The 18,729-nt window shown below is 55.7% G+C and carries 14 protein-coding genes; 3 read left to right on the top strand and 11 right to left on the bottom strand.

Annotation, left to right across the window (positions count from 1 at the left end; genetic code table 11):
* Window positions 1–355: 355 nt before the first annotated feature.
* A complete protein-coding gene (ppk1, locus tag ACTIKR_RS04985; RefSeq protein ID WP_193088771.1) occupies window positions 356–2,461 on the bottom strand; it encodes a polyphosphate kinase 1 in 2,106 nt (701 codons plus the stop codon).
* Between the two features lie 168 nt (window positions 2,462–2,629).
* Here ppk1 and ACTIKR_RS04990 point away from each other — a divergent pair, with 168 nt between their 5' ends.
* Window positions 2,630–4,117 carry a Ppx/GppA phosphatase family protein gene (locus ACTIKR_RS04990; RefSeq protein WP_193088770.1) on the top strand — a complete coding sequence of 496 codons (1,488 nt, stop codon included), beginning with the start codon at window positions 2,630–2,632 and terminating at the stop codon, window positions 4,115–4,117.
* Window positions 4,118–4,240: 123 nt separating this feature from the next.
* Here the strand turns inward: ACTIKR_RS04990 and ACTIKR_RS04995 are convergent, their stop codons facing one another.
* The 5 genes from ACTIKR_RS04995 to ACTIKR_RS05015 form a co-directional block, all read right to left on the bottom strand.
* Window positions 4,241–5,005 (bottom strand): GNAT family N-acetyltransferase, encoded by a 765-nt coding sequence (locus ACTIKR_RS04995; RefSeq protein WP_193088769.1) that lies wholly within the window; start codon window positions 5,003–5,005, stop codon window positions 4,241–4,243.
* A gap of 153 nt (window positions 5,006–5,158) precedes the next feature.
* Entirely contained in the window at window positions 5,159–6,499 is a 1,341-nt protein-coding gene (gene glmM / locus ACTIKR_RS05000) for a phosphoglucosamine mutase (RefSeq protein ID WP_442327262.1), read from the bottom strand.
* Window positions 6,489–7,340 (bottom strand): dihydropteroate synthase, encoded by an 852-nt coding sequence (gene folP, locus ACTIKR_RS05005; protein ID WP_442327263.1) that lies wholly within the window; start codon window positions 7,338–7,340, stop codon window positions 6,489–6,491. The genes glmM and folP overlap by 11 nt, the downstream gene beginning before the upstream one ends.
* Window positions 7,341–7,359: 19 nt before the next feature.
* On the bottom strand, window positions 7,360–9,267 hold the full coding sequence (gene ftsH, locus ACTIKR_RS05010; RefSeq protein WP_193088766.1) for an ATP-dependent zinc metalloprotease FtsH: 1,908 nt from the start codon (window positions 9,265–9,267) through the stop codon (window positions 7,360–7,362).
* A gap of 450 nt (window positions 9,268–9,717) precedes the next feature.
* Complete coding sequence (locus ACTIKR_RS05015) at window positions 9,718–10,371, bottom strand: RlmE family RNA methyltransferase (RefSeq protein WP_442327264.1); 654 nt, start codon at window positions 10,369–10,371, stop codon at window positions 9,718–9,720.
* Between the two features lie 15 nt (window positions 10,372–10,386).
* Between ACTIKR_RS05015 and ACTIKR_RS05020 the strand changes: the two genes are divergently transcribed.
* On the top strand, window positions 10,387–10,977 hold the full coding sequence (locus ACTIKR_RS05020; protein ID WP_442327265.1) for a YhbY family RNA-binding protein: 591 nt from the start codon (window positions 10,387–10,389) through the stop codon (window positions 10,975–10,977).
* Between the two features lie 144 nt (window positions 10,978–11,121).
* Here the strand turns inward: ACTIKR_RS05020 and greA are convergent, their stop codons facing one another.
* On the bottom strand, window positions 11,122–11,598 hold the full coding sequence (gene greA, locus ACTIKR_RS05025; protein ID WP_193088879.1) for a transcription elongation factor GreA: 477 nt from the start codon (window positions 11,596–11,598) through the stop codon (window positions 11,122–11,124).
* 255 nt (window positions 11,599–11,853) lie between these two features.
* On the bottom strand, window positions 11,854–13,215 hold the full coding sequence (locus tag ACTIKR_RS05030; RefSeq protein ID WP_442327266.1) for a solute carrier family 23 protein: 1,362 nt from the start codon (window positions 13,213–13,215) through the stop codon (window positions 11,854–11,856).
* A gap of 151 nt (window positions 13,216–13,366) precedes the next feature.
* On the opposite strand from ACTIKR_RS05030, the gene ACTIKR_RS05035 reads away from it, so the two are divergent.
* Window positions 13,367–14,008 carry a histidine phosphatase family protein gene (locus tag ACTIKR_RS05035; RefSeq protein ID WP_442327267.1) on the top strand — a complete coding sequence of 214 codons (642 nt, stop codon included), beginning with the start codon at window positions 13,367–13,369 and terminating at the stop codon, window positions 14,006–14,008.
* A gap of 84 nt (window positions 14,009–14,092) precedes the next feature.
* Here the strand turns inward: ACTIKR_RS05035 and ACTIKR_RS05040 are convergent, their stop codons facing one another.
* The 3 genes from ACTIKR_RS05040 to carB form a co-directional block, all read right to left on the bottom strand.
* Window positions 14,093–14,845 (bottom strand): SDR family oxidoreductase, encoded by a 753-nt coding sequence (locus ACTIKR_RS05040; protein WP_442327268.1) that lies wholly within the window; start codon window positions 14,843–14,845, stop codon window positions 14,093–14,095.
* Window positions 14,846–14,902: 57 nt separating this feature from the next.
* Complete coding sequence (bfr, locus tag ACTIKR_RS05045; protein WP_193088760.1) at window positions 14,903–15,367, bottom strand: bacterioferritin; 465 nt, start codon at window positions 15,365–15,367, stop codon at window positions 14,903–14,905.
* Between the two features lie 155 nt (window positions 15,368–15,522).
* On the bottom strand, window positions 15,523–18,729 hold a 3,207-nt coding region (gene carB / locus ACTIKR_RS05050; RefSeq protein ID WP_442327269.1), incomplete at its 5' end, for a carbamoyl-phosphate synthase large subunit.

Genomic DNA, 18,729 nt, shown 5'->3' on the forward strand with positions numbered 1-18,729 from the left:
GTGTGGGCCGCCGCGCAAAAAATACCGGAAGGCCTGCCTGACGACACCTGATCCAGCCATCGCCGGGTCGGGTTCGCCGTTGACGCGATTGAGCTGGCCGACAGCCGGCCCCCTTATCGCTTCCGACCGGTCACTTGCCCGCTTCCGGACAGGGCCGACGCTATCTCCCCACCAATCTATACTTATGGGACTGTGCAATTTAGGCCCTGCCGCGACCCTGCACAACGCAGCTGTGGCATTCTCAAAGATCGCAACAACCCAGACGTATTCCCGCGTTACCGTACTATCATTCGGTAGCGAACGCCTGGTCTGAGTGTGAGACGACGCCCGGGGCCTGCGCATGCGTTACCTGTAATCAACTGGCCTTGCCAAGCAGATTCATCAAGTACTGATGAATATTGAAGGGCTCGCGGCGATTCTTGATACGTTCGTACTCGCTACTGGGCTTCTGTTCCCACGACAGCACGTTGTCCTTCAACGGAAAAATAAAAGACTCATTGATCACCCGTTTTTTCAGAACCGGATTCAGGATAGGAAAGGCCACTTCCACGCGCCGGAAAAAATTGCGCGCCATCCAGTCAGCGGAAGACAGGTAAACCTGCTCCTGGCCGCCGGCGTGAAAATAAAACACCCGCGAGTGCTCCAGAAAGCGGCCGATAATAGAACGCACACGAATATTTTCCGACAGGCCGGGCACGCCAGAGCGCAGCGCACACACACCTCGCACAATCAGCTCAATGCGAACGCCGGCCTGGCTGGCTTTGTACAGGGCGTTGATCACTTCGACTTCCAGCAAAGAGTTCATCTTTGCCATGATCACTGCTTTTTTTCCAGCCTTCGCCTGTTCGGTCTCAGCCTGAATCATCTTGAGTACCCGATCGTGCAGCGTAAACGGCGATTGCAGCAGCAGTTTGAGCGGACGACGGGCGCCCAGGCCTGTAAGCAGCGAGAACACCCGATCCATATCGTTGGTCAGATCAGGATTGGCAGTCAAAAGACCAAAATCGGTATAGAGCCTTGCCGTGCGCGGATGATAATTTCCGGTGCCCAGATGTCCGTAGCGAACAATTTTCTTGCCTTCCTTGCGCAGTACCAGCAGCATTTTGCCATGCGTTTTATGGCCGACGACACCATATACGACGTGTGCGCCGACCTCTTCCAGCTTGGCCGCCCAGTTGATATTGGTCTGTTCATCAAAGCGGGCCATCAGCTCCACTACGACGGTAACTTCCTTACCGGCCTTGGCTGCCGCCAGCAGCAGTCCCATCAGTTCGGAATCCTCACCCGTACGATATATAGTCTGCTTGATCGCCACCACCTGTGGATCCAGCGCAGCCGAAGTCAGAAAGTCGATCACTGGTTTAAATGACTGGTACGGATGATGCAATAACAAATCTTCCCGCGCAATCGCCTCGAACATTTCGGCGGGATTGTCGTTCATGGAATCGAACGGGGCCGGCAGACGGGCACGATAGCTGGGGAACACCAACTGCGGGTCGGCATCAATATCGCATAGCGGCATCAGCCGCGTCATATTCACACTGCCGTGAGTGCGGTAGGTATCCTTGGGACCCAGCGCAAATTCACGCTGCAGAAAATGTTCGAGTTCTACCGGTGTGTCTTCGGAAATCTCCAAACGAACTGCCGCCCCGAAGTTGCGCTGCGACAGCTCCCCCTGCAATGCCTGCCGCAGATTGGTCACCTCGTCTTCATCGACAAACAGGTCGCTGTTGCGCGTAACACGCCATTGATACAGCCCCTTGACTTGCATGCCCGGGAACAGTTCTTCGGAAAACTGCTGCATCAGCGAGGACAACAGCGTATAGCAATGGCGGTGCCCGCATACCGACTCGGGAATTTCAAGCAAACGAGGCAAGGCGCGCGGCGCCTGCACAATGGCAATGGACGCACGGCGGCCAAAGGCATCTTCGCCGCTGAGCGATACGATAAAGTTCAGGCTTTTGTTATAAACACGCGGAAACGGGTGCGCCGGATCAAGGCCGATAGGCGTAAGCAGCGGCAGCACCTCATTGAGAAATACATCGCGAGCCCAGGCGGAAACGGCCTCTGTGTATTCCCTGGGAGCCAGTACAGATACGCCCTGCTTGCGCAATGCGGGAAAAATATCCTTGTTCAGGAGCGCATACTGGCGCTCAACCAGTTCATGCACGCGTTGCTGCACCAGTTCGAAGGCCGCCGAAGGCGTCAGGCCATCGTCGCCCGGCACATTGGGAAACTGCCGCTCCTGTTCTTTCAGACTGGAGATGCGAATTTCGAAAAACTCGTCCAGATTGGAGCTGACAATACACAGGTAGCGCAGGCGCTCCAGCAGAGGATTGGCCTGGTTCATCGCCATGCCCAGTACCCGTTCATTGAATTTTAGCAAAGACAGTTCGCGATTGAGCAGCGTGACGGAGTCAGCAAGAGGAGCAGAAACGGGGACGGAATTGGTATCGGACATGAATGCAGTTGTTATGTGTTTTAGGCTTTTGGAAAAGAACTGTTCTTATACTCTCACAATATAACAAATTAATGACAAATAAAAATCATGTTGCCGATCTCCCTTATTTCGCTCACTGTTGCGCCTTTTTTCACTAAAATGGCGTTTCCCTTACCTATCAGATGCACCATGGACCAATTACTTGCCGCCGTAGACTTGGGCTCCAACAGTTTTCGCCTGTCCATTGCAAGAATTGTCCAGAATGATGATTCTGTACAGATTTATGCAACAGATCGCCTCAAGGAAACCGTCAGGCTTGCCGCAGGCCTGAACGCCGAGCGTGTGCTGGACGAAGAAGCAATCCAGCGCGCCATCGCCGTACTGTCCCGCTTTGGCGAGCGGTTGGAAAACTTTCCTGCCGGCCGTGTACGTGCCGTGGCGACCAATACCTTTCGCGTCGCGCGCAACGTGGCTGATTTTCTGCCCCGTGCGGAAGCCGCGCTGGGCTACCCGATAGAGGTCATTTCCGGGCAGGAAGAAGCCCGCCTGGTTTATTCCGGCGTTGTTCACGAATTGCCGCCTTCGGGCAAGCAGCGCTTTGTCGTCGATATCGGGGGCGGCTCCACTGAATTTATCATTGGTCGGGAGCTTGAACCGCTGATCATGAAATCACTGGCAATGGGCTGCGTCAGCTACACCAAATCCTTTTTCCCCGCAGGCAAAGTCACCGAAGAAGGGTTTGTCCTGGCTGAAATCGCGGCAAGAAAGGAAATTGAAATCATTTCCAGACAGTATCGACATCTGGGATGGGATGAGGCCTTTGGCTCTTCGGGCACAGCCAAGGCGCTGGTTGCGACCCTGGAAGAATCCGGCTTTTCCGAAAAAGGCATTACGCTGGATGGCATGCAAAAGCTGAAAAAAGTGCTGATCCGCCACGGTAGTGCCCACGCGCCGGAATTGCGCGGCCTCAAACTGGATCGCATGGAAGTGCTGCCAGCAGGCCTGTCCATCATGATGGCCATTTTCAGTGAACTGCAGGTCAAGCAGATGTTCCAGGGGGACGGCGCGCTACGCGTCGGCGTCTTGTACGATATGTTGGGTCGCGACAGCTCTCATGACAAGCGTGATGAAACCGCGGACGTATTCATGAAGCGCTACCATATTGACAGCCGGCAGGCCGCGCGCGTGAAAAAGCAGGCGCTGGCCTTTTTTGATTCAATACTGGCCGATGAAACAGCGGCGGATGATCTGCGGCGCTACCTGAGCTGGGCCTGCGACTTGCATGAAACCGGCCTGAGCATCTCACAGAATAATTATCACAAGCACACCGCATACGTCATGGCCAACGCCGACATGCCCGGTTTTTCCGAAGCTGAGCAGGAGCTGCTCTCTTTCCTTACGCTGGGCCATCAGGGCAAGCTGGACAAACTGCTGCCCGAGAAGCCAAGCCGCGTCAAATGGCTGCTGACCCTGTGCCTGAGGCTGGCCGTCGTCTTCATGCGCCGCCGCCAGCCGGTTACGTCACTACCGGTTTCACTGGAAACCGACAAGCAGAAACTGATGTTGCGCGTAGGCAAGAAATGGCTGGAAGATCACCCGCTGACCCGGTATACGCTGACGCTGGAAGCCGCCGAATGGAAAAAAGCAGGCTTTACCCTGGACATTATTCCTTCCTGATGCCTCGCGCCTGGCGTAGCATTACCACACCCAAACACTAAAACCAGATTGCCCCCCGGCTGCCCGGCGCAAAGGGCCACCACCCTGCCAGGCCTCTCTCTGGCAACGGGTGCCGTATACGTATCAGGCCAGGCCGAAGTGTTTTTTGTATCGAGGATCGATATTGGCCACATCGATAATGACCGGAAAATCGGCGGAATTGAAGTCCCGGTCAAAGGCCGGCTCACCGCAGATATGCGCGCCGATCTTCAGATATCCTTTGATCAGCGCCGGTGTTTTCGCATCATCTGTGAGCGTGAGCTTGTCCAGCGGATACGGGTTGATGGGCACCATAATCGGACGCTCGGGATGCGCGTCGATGTCGCGTTTGGCCGCACGCCAGACCTTGGAGGCCTGCACGCCGCCATCGGCCAGACTGACGCTGGCGCAACCGAGCATATAGCGATAATTGTTGCTGAGCAGATAGCGCGCCAGACCGTTCCAGAGCAGCATGATCGCTTGTCCATTGCGGTAGTCTGGATGCGTACATGAGCGGCCGCACTCACATAACACATGGCGGATGCCCGCCAGCTGATCAATATTGAATTCCAGCTCGGAATAATAGCCGCCGGCCTCTGCTGCCTTTTCCGGACTCAGGATCCGGTAGGTGCCTACGACAGCATCTGTTTTCAGGTCCCGAACCATCAAATGGACACACCATTTGTCAAACGGTTCAATGTCTACGCCGTTGATTGCGCCGGGGAATACCACGTTCATCTCGTTGGTATAGACCTCGTAACGCAATCGCTGCAACTGTTCGACTTCCTCGGCGGTTGTGGCAATCCCCAAGACCAGGCTGTGGCTTGACGTATCGTTCTCGTCTGCCTGGATCCGCATGATTTCTTGCATTCGGGTCAATTCCTAAGATTTACTGTAAAGCTGCATGATACCCGGTTCATTTGACAAAAACTTTTCACATACAGGTAATATTTCGATTTTTTGAAATCTTACAACAGAATGCATTGCCAGTTGCACAAACTGCATACAACTGGCAACGAGAAATCACGCAGCCAGATCTACCGCCTGCAGACGTTCCACGCCCTGACGGGCCAGCGCTTCGGATTCGGCTTCGACCATCAGCCGCAGCTTGGGTTCAGTGCCCGAAGCGCGGATCAGCACGCGGCCACGGCCGTCCAGTTCACGTTCCACCTCTTCTTTGGCCGCCTGCAAGCCGGCATGGGCCTTCCAGTCAGCACCTTTTTTCCAGGGAACATTGACCATGATCTGCGGATACATCTTCAGATCTGAAATGAATTGTGCGAGCGTTTTGCCACTACGCACCAGTGCCGTCAGCACCTGCAAACCAGCAATAATACCGTCACCAGTGCTATGGTGGTCCAGGCACAGCAGATGGCCGGAGCTCTCGCCGCCATAGAGCCAGCCATTTCTCTGCATGGCTTCCAGCACGTATCGATCACCCACGTTAGCCCGCTCAAAGGGCACACCCATGATCTGCATGACTTTTTCAAAGCCGTAGTTGGTCATGAGCGTGCCCACGACGCCGGCCACGCGGCCGTGCATCATGCGCTCGCGGACCATGGCATAAAGCAATTCGTCGCCATTGTAGATACGCCCCTTGGCGTCCACCATCTGAATCCGGTCAGCATCGCCATCCAGCGCGATGCCATAATGGGCGCCCACTTCCTTTACCTTTGCGGCAAGCGATTCGGGGTGCAATGCACCTACGTCCCGGTTGATATTGAAGCCATCCGGGCTGCAACCGATTGCCACTACGTCAGCGCCCAACTCGCGAAATACATGTGGTGCAATGTGATAGGCCGCGCCATGCGCGCCATCTACCACGATTTTCATACCTTTGAGGTCCAGGTCATTGGGAAACGTACTTTTGCAAAACTCAATATAACGTCCGGCTGCGTCGGGCATGCGTCGGGCACGACCGATATGCTCCGAGTCCACGCAACCTACCGGCTCGCCAAGCGCTGCTTCGATTTCCATTTCAACATCGTCGGGCAGCTTCATCCCGTTACCAGAAAAAAACTTGATCCCGTTATCCGGATAGGGATTGTGAGAAGCACTGATGACCACACCGGCAGTCAGCCGCAGTGCGCGGGTCAGATAGGCCACTGCAGGAGTCGGAATGGGTCCTGCCAGATAAACATCAATTCCGGCAGCTGACAACCCGGCTTCCAGCGCCGACTCCAGCATATAGCCTGAAATGCGTGTGTCCTTGCCGATCAGTACTTTAGGACGGGCGCTGTCCTTATAATTCTTGGATAACACCCGGCCTGCAGCATATCCCAGCCGCAGTGCGAACTCCGCATTGATGACCGGACCGCCTACTTCACCACGGACCCCGTCTGTTCCGAAATATTTACGCTCCATGCATGTCTCCTTGTTCTATGGCTGCCCACACTTTGAGGGCATCAGCAGTTTGTGCAACATCGTGCACCCGTATGATAGCCGCGCCCCGATTTGCAGCAGCCAGCGCGCCGGCAATGCTGCCTGCAACGCGATCCTGCGGGGCCCGGCCCGTAACCGATGCAATCATGGTTTTACGGGACAGACCGATCAATAACGGTGAGTGTAAACCGGACAGCCGGTCCTGTTCACGTAAAAGCTGATAATTCTGCTGCACTGTCTTACCGAAACCATATCCCGGATCCAGACAGATGCGCGAGGGCGCGATACCAGCTGCCACCGCCACCGCCTTGCGTTCATCCAGAAACCGGTACACCTCGTCAGTCACGTTTTCGTACTGTGGCGCAGCCTGCATGGTTTTGGGTTCACCCTGCATATGCATCAGGCATACCCCGCAATTGGGATGGGCTGCCACGACCTCAAGGGCGCCGGGCATACGCAAGGCATAAATATCATTGATCAGATCGGCGCCGGCCTCCAGGGCCGCGCGCATCACTGCCGGCTTGAATGTGTCAACGGATATGGGTTTGCCGCAATCACGCAGATTGTGTATCACTGGAATGATGCGCCTGAGCTCCTCTTCTTCGGAAACGGCATCGGCGCCAGGGCGTGTGGATTCACCACCTATGTCCAGGATATCGGCGCCCTGCCCGATCAGGTCCAGCGCGTGCGCAGTAGCCGCATCGGCCGAGAAATGGGCAGCGCCATCGGAAAAGGAGTCGGGCGTCACATTGACGATGCCCATGACAAGCGGGCGCTTGAGTGTAAGCTCAAAGCGCCCGCAAATGAATGTGGAATGATTCATGAAAAATACAGCAGTAAAATCAGGCAGTCACAGTTGCTTTATCGCTACCAGGATCTTTCCGAGCAGGGCCTGATGAAGGCGGTGGCGTATCCGAGGAATCACTTGTTGGCTCAGACTCTTCCGGCGGACGCGGTGGGCGCCCGGCCATGATATCGCCAATTTGCTCGGCATTGATGGTTTCCCACTCCAGTAACGTCTTGGCCATGACGTGCATCTTGTCGCTGTTGGCCTCGATGATTTTGCGCGCCACCAAATACTGCTCATCGATAATGCTGCGGATTTCTGCATCAACCTTTTGCATGGTCGCCTCTGACACATGGGTGGTCTTGGTGACACTGCGCCCCAAAAACACTTCATTTTCGTTTTCGGCATAGACCATGGGACCCAGTGATTCGGTCATGCCGTAGCGCGTCACGATATCGCGGGCGATGGCCGTCGCGCGTTCAAAGTCATTGGACGCACCGGTGGTCATCTGGTTCATGAAGATTTCTTCTGCAATACGCCCGCCGAACAATACGGCAATGGTATTGAGCAAACGCTCTTTATCCATGCTGTAACGGTCACCTTCAGGCAATTGCATGGTGACGCCCAGCGCACGACCACGCGGAATGATAGTCACTTTGTGCACAGGATCGGTTTTAGGCAGCATCCGGGCCACAATCGCATGACCCGATTCGTGGTAAGCCGTATTTTTGCGCTCTTCCTCGGGCATGACAATGGAACGGCGCTCTGCCCCCATGATGATCTTGTCCTTGGCGTTTTCGAAATCCATCATATTGACGGTACGACCACTGCGACGCGCGGCAAACAAGGCCGCTTCGTTCACAATATTGGCCAGATCTGCACCGGAAAACCCGGGCGTACCACGCGCGATGACCGAAGCTTCGACGTTGGGAGCCAAGGGAACCTTGCGCATATGCACGTTCAGGATCTGCTCGCGGCCACGTACGTCGGGCAGGCTGACCACGACCTGGCGGTCAAAACGACCAGGACGCAGCAATGCCGGATCCAGTACGTCGGGACGGTTGGTCGCAGCGATCACGATCACGCTCTGGCCGGATTCGAATCCATCCATCTCAACCAGCATCTGGTTCAGTGTCTGCTCGCGTTCATCATTGCCACCGCCGACACCGGCGCCACGCTGACGCCCGACGGCGTCGATCTCGTCGATGAAGATGATGCAAGGCGCCTGTTTCTTGGCATTTTCGAACATATCGCGCACACGCGACGCGCCCACGCCCACGAACATTTCCACAAAATCGGAACCGGAAATACTGAAGAACGGCACTTTGGCTTCGCCTGCAATGGCCTTGGCCAGCAGCGTTTTACCGGTACCCGGAGGGCCGACCATCAGAACACCACGGGGAATACGTCCCCCCAGGCGCTGGAAGCGGACAGGCTCGCGCAGGAAATCGACCAGTTCTCTGACATCTTCCTTGGCCTCATCGCAACCGGCCACATCTGAAAAGGTAATCTGGTTGGTGCTTTCGTCGAGCATGCGGGCACGGGATTTACCGAAGCTGAATGCGCCGCCTTTGCCGCCGCCCTGCATCTGGCGCATGAAGAAGAACCACACGCCGATAAGCAGCAGCATGGGGAACCATGAAATGAGCGCGCTAAGCAGGAATGAAGGCTGCTCGGGCTGTTTGGCGGTGACTTTCACACCTTCGCGCACGAGATCGCCAACCATCCACAGATCGTTGGGAGCAGTCAGCGTATAAGGCCGTGTGCCTGAGCTGGGTGTGACCGTCAAGGTATTGCCCTGAATTTCAACACTGGACACCTTGCCCTGCTTGGCATCAGACATGAACTGACTGTAGCTCACGCCCTCTGTGACCTGACCTGCGCCGTCGTATTGCTTAAATACTGTAAAAAGTACCAGCGCTACAACCACCCAGATAGCGAATTTTGAAAAAGAATTATTCAACAATCTGACTCCTGCGATGAATGGCAAATGACCCTGGAAGCAGCGTCTTTACCCCGTTCATATGATTCTAACCTATTGATAAAAAAAAGAGGCTTTACAACCGGCTTAAAAACAAATTAAACCATTACCCGCCGTTTCCGGATTTTGCACGGGTAAAGGCGCCGGTTTTGCCTGCATCTGGGCGTGTTACGGCAACTGCAGCAAGTCGTTGTCCCGGCATAACAACCGGGGGCTCACAACAGCTAAGTTGGGGCAAAACCCCGGTTTCCAAGCGCTTTTCTGTCATTTTTTTCCTGATATTGCGGGGCAAAGCCAATTGGCACCCCGTCTTACACCATCAAAGGGGCTTATTGCCACACCGGCTGCACAGCAGCATGGTAACTTACAACCGAGGGGAAATGCCCGCAAGTCCCCAGCCAGGTTAGCTTTGCCGGCAAGACCGACAAATAGCTATAACTGGCGATTATCCGGATGCTTTAGACCGCGCCCCAGCAAAAAGGTTTCCGAAGACTTGTCGCGTGAAGCCTTGGGCTTGCGCTCGACGACCCGTTTGAAGTGCTGCTTGAACATCTGCACGATTTGGGAAAATCCGCTGCCGTGAAATGCCTTGACAATCAGGACGCCGTCGGGGGTCAGATGCTGCAGGGAAAACGCCATGGCCAGCTCGCATACGTGCTGGATCCGGGCAGAATCGGCAGAACTGACGCCAGACAGGTTCGGCGCCATATCCGACATGACCAGATTGACCTGCTGTTCGCCCACCTTGTCGCTTAAGGCCTCGAGCACCGCGTCGTCACGAAAATCGCCCTGAATGAACTCAACTCCCGCAATGGGCTCCATCGGCAGCAGGTCCAGCGCAATGACGCGGCCCTGCAACACTCCGCCCTCAGCATCGAGTCTTTCGCGTGCAACCTGCGACCAACTGCCGGGGGTAGAGCCCAAGTCGACTATAATATCCCCTTTCCGCATCAGTTTTTCCGAATCCAGGATCTCAATCAGCTTAAACGCTGCCCGTGCCCGATAGCCCTTCTGCTTGGCCATTTTCACGTATGGGTCATTGATATGCTGATGTATCCATTCTTTCGAGAATTTCTTTTTGGCCATTGCCCTGATTACCTTATGCCTACCCTAGAATTGACATCAAAAGAGCGCAGCGAACTACGCGCTGCCGCCCATCCGCTAAAACCGGTAGTCCTGATCGGTGATCAGGGCCTGACGCCCGCGGTGTTGAAAGAAATTGACATGAATCTCACCGCGCATGGTCTGCTCAAAGTGCGCGTTGCCGGAGATGACCGCGCCGCGCGTATTGCCATGCTCGACACTATCTGTGATTCATTATCGTGTGCCGCTGTTGGTCACCTCGGCAAAACGCTTATTTTATATCGGCACGGCTCACAAAACCGTCGTTGGGAACAAAAAGTCGAAGAACCCGTCGAACGCAGCCGCCGACTCCCCAATGAACCCCATACGCCGAAAAAGCTGCTGGCCGCAGGCAAGACCCTGAAAGACCGCAAAACACCACGCAAGGCGGCCCGAGGAAACGACGAGCTGATCGGCACACCGGCACGCAAGCCGGCGCGGGCCCCTGTGGCGCGTCCGGGTGGCGGCGACGCGCATGGCATTCCCAGACGCGCGGGCAGCGCCCTGTCGCTGCGTGCCGGCCGCCGCAGTACGGCTGCGCCTCGCACCGGCAGGCGCGGCGGCAGGTAACCGCTTTACCGCCAGACAAAAAAAGAAGCCGCAGGACTATTTTCTGCGGCTTTTTTTGCTGCTATCGGTATATCAGCCTCGCTGAGTGACCGATTCCGGTTCGTGCCCTATGACACCCGGGAACGCTGCATAACGATATGCAGTTTATTTGTACTCAACAGAGACAATTTCAAACTCTTTCTCGCCGGACGGCACAGTAACAACGACCACATCGCCTTCGACCTTGCCAATCAATGCCTTGCCAACGGGGCTGGAAATGGAAATTCTGTTCAGGCGGATATCGGATTCAGCATCACCGACGATCTGGTAAGTCACGTGACTGCCGGAGTTCAGGTCTTCAATGCTGACCGTTGCACCAAACACGATGCGTCCTTCGACATCCAGATTGGACGGATCGATGATTTGCGCGTTGGATAGAAGACCCTCCAGCTCATTGATGCGGCCTTCGATAAAACCCTGACGTTCCCGGGCTGCATCATATTCTGCATTTTCCGACAGATCGCCCTGCGCGCGTGCCTCAGCAATTGCCTGGATGACGCCGGGGCGCTCTACGCTGATCAAGCGGTGCAATTCTTCTTCTAAGCGCTTCGCACCTTGCGCTGTTAATGGAATACCTGCCATATCTGTCTCAAAAAAGTAAAAACGCCCCCATTGCACGATGATGTGCCATGATGATGAGCGTGCTGTTATGTTATAGACTTGACCAACGATGCCTGGCGCAAGCACAAAAGAATGGAAAAAACAAAAATAAACCCCGGCACTGGTTAAATTAGTGCCAGGGACATCGTTATGACATTGTCTCCAATTCCTGAACAAAATGCAAGCATTCGGAAAAATGTTGCTAAAGTCTTGAAAACAATTGAAAAAATTGCAGTTTTACAGGTTCTGTTCCTGGTCAAACGGACTCTGGTCCGGTTCGGCTGCGGAACGTTGCCGCAAATTGAGCAACGCATACAAAATGATGGCGCCGAAGGTGGCGGTTCCGATGCCTTCGAGCTTGAAAGCGCCCAATTGCAGCGTAAAGTTGCCGGCGCCCATCAGCAATGTGACGGCCGCCACGATCAGGTTCCGATTATCGCCAAAATCAACCTGATTGACCACCCAGATACGGGCGCCGGCAATGGCAATCAGACCGAAAACCACCATGGAAACACCACCCAGCACCGGACCGGGAATCGCATGGATCAGTGCGCCGAATTTGGGTGAAAACCCCAGGACGATGGCGATGCATGCGGCCGCCACAAACACCAGTGTCGAATAAATACGGGTGACGGCCATGACACCGATATTTTCTGCGTAGGTTGTCACGCCGGTGCCGCCGACAGCGCCTGAAATCATAGTGGCAACCCCGTCGCCTACGAAAGCGCGCCCCAGATACTGGTCCAGGTTTTGCCCGGTCATGGCGCTGACCGCACGGATATGACCCAGGTTTTCAGCAATCAAAATTACAGCGACCGGCACCATCACTGAAATGGCCGATACCGTAAACTCGGGAGCAACCAGCGTCGGCAAACCGAACCAGGCCGCGGCCTGCACGCCGGAAAAGTCAATCGGCGCGCCCAAACCGGCCACATTGGTTAGCAGCCAGTAAATGACGCAAGCGGCGATCAACCCAAGCAGAATCAGCAGGCGCTGTATCATGCCGCGCGTAAAAACGGCGACGCCGGCCACGCACAGTATGGTCATCAGGGCCATGAGCGCCTCGAAGGTAGAACCCGAACCCATCGCACCCTTGGCGGCAATAGGCGCCAGATTCAGGCCGATCACGGCAACGATGGCGCCGGTAACCACAGGAGGCATCAGCCGTTCGATCCAGGCCGAGCCATTGCCCCGGCTGTTGGCGTACCAAACCACCACCCCAACCAGCGCATATACCAAACCGCACACGATAATGGCGCCCAGCGCGACGCCGATGTTGGCATTCGGGCCGCTGCCGGCATACCCCGTTACGGAAATGACGCCGCCGATGAAAGCAAAACTGGAACCCAGGTAGCTGGGCACCCGGCCAGCGACGAAAAAGAAGAAGATCAACGTGCCGATGCCGGACATCAGCACGGCCAGGTTGGCATCGAAACCCATCAGCAGAGGGGCCAGCACGGTCGCGCCAAACATGGCGACGACGTGTTGCGCACCCATTACCGCCGTCTGCGGCCAGGACAGGCGCTCATCGGGTGCTACAATCTGATGATCCCGGGCCCGGTCAACCCGCCGCCAGATTGGAAAAAAAGGTCCACTCATTACTTTCCCCATTCAGATGTGATGTCATATTTTGCTGGATATGCAGTGTACGACCTGACCGGTGCACAGAGCAAGCAAAACTGCGGCCGGCAGCAAGACCTTTATCCCTCATTTTCTGTCCTTCACCCGACTACCCTTCGAAAGCCCAACTATGTCACATACCGATTTCTGGATTATCCGCCATGGCGAAACCGACTGGAATGCCGAGCGTCGCCTGCAGGGTTGGCGCGACATTCCGCTAAACCCCAACGGCATCGCCCAGGCCCAGGCGCTCAATGCGCATCTGCAAGGCTGTTTTAGCAACGCGACGCCCGAACACATTTATACGAGTGATCTGCAGCGGGCATACCACACCGCCCTGCCCTATGCCCAGTCATGCAACAAGCCCATTCATCGCCTGCCAGGGCTGCGCGAACGCAATTACGGTATTCTCGAAGGCCGGCTCTGGTCAGAGCTGACCGGCTTTGATTCGGCACGCAATCACAATCTGACGATAGAACTGGACCAGGACGAACACAAGGCTGAGGACCTGGCGACCTTTTACGCACGGATCAGGCAGACACTGAACGCACTGGCACAAAAGCACAGAAACGAAACAATCATGATCGTAAGCCATGGTGGCGCGATTGACATGATGTGGCGGGCTGCCGGCAAGCTGACGCCCGATGCGCCACGTCAATTCACCCAACGCAATACCAGCATCAACCGCCTGCGCATTGCCAATGACGACAGCTGGCAGATTGTGTCCTGGGCCGACACGAGTCATTTGCCACAAGCGGTGACCGAGGCATAAAGTTCAAAGCATAAAATTGGTCCGGCTACCGGCGCACCCACGCAGTGATGGGTGCCGGGCTGGCCGAGCCTGACGGGATGGCGCCTATTGTCGGCGAGGCTTGCGGCCGGCTCGGCTCATCATACGGTCATAGAGCGCATCGGGAATGAAGCGCATCAGCCTGGCAACCAGACCCATCTGCCATGGAATGACGGTATAGCGGCGGCCAAGAGCGATCGCCTGGCCTGCGCGCTGCGCAAAAGCATCGGGCTTCATCAAAAACGGCATGGGATATGGATTGTGCTGCGTCATGGGTGTATCGATGAACCCAGGTGCGATCGTTACGACTTTGACGCCGGTACCGTACAGATCAAGGCGCAAACTTTCCAGAAAGACCGTGGTGGCGGCCTTGGACGCACTGTAGGCGCTGGAGCCAGGCAGGCCCCGAATACCGGCAACGCTGCTGATCCCCACTAATGTGCCGCTCCCCTTGCTGTGCATTCCGGGAATAAAGGGCTCGAAGGTCGCCCCCATGCCCAGCACATTGGTTTCAATAATCTCCCGGAACACCTCGGCATCTTCGACAATGCCATTGAGAATGCCGACACTGATGCCGGCATTGGCAATGACAATATCCACCGGACCATTATGCAAAAAATCGGCAGCCGCAGCATGCAGATCGGCCGCATGCCGTACATCGCCAACATAGCATGCCGCTGGTTTTGACAACGATGACGATAGCGCTTCCAGCTTTTCGCCCGAGCGGGCGAAAAGACCCAGTTGCGCGCCGCGGGCGTCGTAATACCGGGCAAAAGCCTCGCCCAAACCGCTACTGGCGCCACTAATAAAAACACGCATGTCGGTATGCAATCGCTATCGTGATATTAGAATTTCGTGATATTACAATCGAAATTATTACAGCTGTGATTGAAGATAGTTCTGCAGACCGAGTCGTTCAATCAGGCCCAGTTGCTGTTCCAGCCAGTGCGCGTGGTCTTCCTCGGTATCTTCCAGTTGCACACGCAACATTTCACGTGTTACGTAATCACCGGACTCTTCGCAAAGCGCGATGCCTTTTTTCAGATTGTCCCGAACTTCAAACTCGGTATCCAGGTCAAGTTGCAGCATTTCGGGCACGTCCTTGCCCACCCGGATATCTGCAGATACCATCTTGGGTGTGCCTTCCAGCAAAAGAATGCGACGAATCAGCGCATCGGCGTGATCCGTCTCATCCTGCATTTCGTGACCGATACGCTCGAACAGCTTGGTATAGCCCCATTCATGGTACATACGTGAGTGAATGAAGTACTGGTCCCGTGCTGCGAGTTCACCTGAAAGCAGAAAGTTCAGATAGTCTATGACTTTAGGATGGCCTTTCATTATGCTGCTCCTTGAAAGAATCAAACGTAAAACCCTATTTTAAGAGAGGTTTGCGCGGCGCATGCCCTATAAAGAAAAATTGCCAAATTTCACGAAGAAAAATGGCAATCGTTCTCATTAGCTACACGCAATAGCCAGTCGGCCCGCCAACCGACTTATGTCTTCTTTGCCGAAGCCAGTCCGGCGTGCAGATCCTGTAGTGAATACACCTGGATGCCATCGGAGTCGCGCAGATATTGCATGCCTTCGATTGCCGCACGGGCGCCGGCCAGCGTGGTAAAGAAGGTAACACGATCGGCCAGCGACTGCGTGCGGATCACGCGCGAGTCGGAGATCGCATTGCGGCGCTCTTCCACGGTATTGATGACAAGCTGAATTTCACCGTTCTTGAGCATATCGACCACGTGCGGGCGCCCTTCAGTCACTTTATTGACCACCTGCGCCTGTACGCCAGCCTCAATGAGTTTGGCGGCCGTACCACGTGTGGCCACTACTTTGAAACCCAGATTGACCAGGCCACGGGCCAGCTCCACCGCCTTGGATTTATCCTGATCCTTGACGCTGATAAAGGCAGTGCCGGTTTCCGGCAGAAGCACGCCGGCAGCAAGTTGGGACTTGACGAAGGCTTCACCGAAAGTGCGTCCGACGCCCATGACTTCACCGGTAGACTTCATTTCCGGACCCAGTATGGTGTCTACGCCAGGGAACTTGACGAACGGGAAGACGGCTTCCTTGACGCTGAAATAAGACGGCACCACTTGCTCGGTCACACCCTGCTCGGCCAGCGACTTGCCGGCCATGGCACGCGCCGCGATCTTGGCCAGCTGATAGCCGGTTACTTTCGAGACAAACGGCACGGTGCGAGACGCGCGCGGATTGACCTCCAGCACATAGACCTGCCCGTCCTGGATGGCGAACTGTACATTCATCAGGCCACGCACGTTCAGCGCGCGTGCCATCAGACTAGTCTGCCGCTCGATTTCCTCGATCACCTCTGCCGAGAGCGAATACGGAGGAAGGCTGCAGGCCGAATCGCCCGAGTGTACGCCCGCCTGTTCGATATGTTCCATTACACCGCCAATGAACACCACTTCGTCGTCGGCCAGACAATCGACGTCCACTTCTGTTGCATCGTTCAGGAAACGATCAAGCAGCACCGGAGAATCATTGCTGACCTTGACGGCTTCACGCATATAGCGTTCCAGATCGGTCTGTTCATGGACAATCTCCATGGCGCGGCCGCCCAGCACGTAGCTTGGGCGCACCACCAACGGGTAACCAATTTCGGTCGCATGGGCAATGGCTTCCGCTTCGGTGCGCGCTGTCCGGTTTGGCGGTTGGCGCAGACCGAGTTTTTGCAGCAGCTTCTGGAAGCGCTCGCGATCTTCGGCCACATCAATGGATTCGGGACTGGTGCCAATGATCGGAACGCCATTGGCTTCAAGTGCACGCGCCAGTTTCAGCGGGGTTTGCCCGCCATACTGCACGATCATGCCGACCGGGCGCTCCAGATGCACGATTTCCAGTACGTCTTCAAGCGTGAGCGGTTCGAAATACAGGCGATCGGAAGTATCGTAATCGGTCGAGACTGTTTCCGGATTGCAGTTGACCATGATGGTTTCATAGCCGTCTTCGCGCAGCGCCAGGGCGGCATGCACGCAGCAATAGTCAAACTCGATCCCCTGACCGATGCGGTTCGGACCGCCGCCCAGCACAATGATCTTCTTTTTGTCCGTAGGGTGTGATTCGCACTCTTCTTCGTAAGTGGAATACATATACGCTGTTTTCGTGGCGAACTCGGCCGCGCAGGTATCTACCCGCTTGTAGACCGGACGCACGCCCAGCTGATGACGCACCTTGCGTACCTCGGACTCGGATACATCCAGCAAGAACGCCAGCCGACGATCAGAAAAGCCGCGACGCTTCAGGCGGCGCATGACGGTCTCGTTCAGGTCGGACAGCGTTTTCTGCTCAAGCTCCAGTTCAATGTCGACGATTTCCTTGATCTGCTCCAGAAACCAGGGATCAATCTTGGTCAGGGAATGCACTTCATCCAGGGTGAAACCCTGGGCAAACGCATCGCCCACATACCAGATCCGTTCCGGACCCGGCTCGGCCAGCTCCACCTGCAGTTTTTCACGATCAAGCGTTTTCTGGTTCAGGCCATCGACGCCGACTTCAAGCCCGCGCAGCGCTTTCTGGAATGACTCCTGAAAGGTGCGTCCCATGGCCATGACTTCGCCCACCGATTTCATCTGCGTCGTCAGACGGGAATCGGCCTGCGGGAATTTTTCGAAGGCAAAGCGAGGAATTTTGGTGACCACGTAATCGATGGTCGGCTCAAACGATGCGGGCGTTTCGCCGCCGGTAATTTCATTTTGCAATTCGTCCAGCGTATAGCCCACGGCCAGGCGTGCCGCCACTTTGGCAATCGGAAAGCCCGTTGCCTTGGAAGCCAGCGCCGAGGAACGCGATACGCGCGGGTTCATTTCAATCACGATCATGCGGCCATTTTCGGGATTGACGGCAAACTGAACGTTGGAGCCGCCGGTCTCTACCCCGATCTCACGCAGCACCGCGATAGACGCGTTCCGCATGATCTGGTATTCCTTGTCGGTCAAGGTCTGTGCAGGCGCCACGGTGATCGAATCGCCGGTGTGCACGCCCATGGGATCAAGGTTTTCAATTGAGCAGATAATGATGCAGTTGTCCGCCTTGTCGCGCACCACTTCCATCTCGTATTCTTTCCAGCCCAGCAGCGATTCCTCGATCAGCAGTTCGCTGGTTGGCGACGCTTCAAGACCCCGACGGCAAATCGTTTCAAATTCTTCGGCGTTATAGGCAATACCGCCACCTGTGCCGCCCAGCGTAAAGCTGGGGCGAATGACTGCCGGGAAACCGCTGGTCCCCGCTTCTGCAGCAATGCGCTTTTGCACGTCCCAGGCTTCGTCCAACGTATGGGCTACGCCCGACTTGGCCGATTCCAGACCAATACTGGTCATGGCGTCCTTGAACTTCAAACGGTCTTCTGCTTTCTCAATGGCCTGCTCGTTGGCGCCAATCATCTGGACGTTATATTTTTCCAGTACGCCGTTATGGGCAAGATCAAGCGCGCAATTTAACGCGGTCTGACCGCCCATGGTGGGCAGCAGTGCATCGGGACGCTCCACTTCAATGATTTTTTCGACGGCTTTCCAGGTAATCGGCTCGATATAGGTCACATCGGCGGTTTCCGGATCGGTCATGATGGTAGCCGGGTTGCTGTTGACCAGGATGGTGCGATAGCCTTCGGCTTTCAGGGCTTTGCACGCCTGTGCACCCGAATAATCAAATTCGCCGGCCTGACCAATCATGATCGGACC

The sequence above is a fragment of the Advenella sp. genome (genome assembly GCF_052108595.1).
Lineage (GTDB): Bacteria > Pseudomonadota > Gammaproteobacteria > Burkholderiales > Burkholderiaceae_B > Advenella.

Coding starts and splice junctions, on each gene's coding strand:
- glmM (WP_442327262.1), bottom strand. CDS start 6,499: ATGGAGCGTAAATATTTCGGAACAGACGGGGTCCGTGGTGAAGTAGGC.
- ACTIKR_RS05020 (WP_442327265.1), top strand. CDS start 10,387: ATGCCTACCCTAGAATTGACATCAAAAGAGCGCAGCGAACTACGCGCT.
- ACTIKR_RS05035 (WP_442327267.1), top strand. CDS start 13,367: ATGTCACATACCGATTTCTGGATTATCCGCCATGGCGAAACCGACTGG.
- ACTIKR_RS04995 (WP_193088769.1), bottom strand. CDS start 5,005: ATGCAAGAAATCATGCGGATCCAGGCAGACGAGAACGATACGTCAAGC.
- ACTIKR_RS04990 (WP_193088770.1), top strand. CDS start 2,630: ATGGACCAATTACTTGCCGCCGTAGACTTGGGCTCCAACAGTTTTCGC.
- bfr (WP_193088760.1), bottom strand. CDS start 15,367: ATGAAAGGCCATCCTAAAGTCATAGACTATCTGAACTTTCTGCTTTCA.
- greA (WP_193088879.1), bottom strand. CDS start 11,598: ATGGCAGGTATTCCATTAACAGCGCAAGGTGCGAAGCGCTTAGAAGAA.
- ACTIKR_RS05015 (WP_442327264.1), bottom strand. CDS start 10,371: ATGGCCAAAAAGAAATTCTCGAAAGAATGGATACATCAGCATATCAAT.
- ACTIKR_RS05040 (WP_442327268.1), bottom strand. CDS start 14,845: ATGCGTGTTTTTATTAGTGGCGCCAGTAGCGGTTTGGGCGAGGCTTTT.
- ppk1 (WP_193088771.1), bottom strand. CDS start 2,461: ATGTCCGATACCAATTCCGTCCCCGTTTCTGCTCCTCTTGCTGACTCC.
- folP (WP_442327263.1), bottom strand. CDS start 7,340: ATGAATCATTCCACATTCATTTGCGGGCGCTTTGAGCTTACACTCAAG.
- ACTIKR_RS05030 (WP_442327266.1), bottom strand. CDS start 13,215: ATGAGTGGACCTTTTTTTCCAATCTGGCGGCGGGTTGACCGGGCCCGG.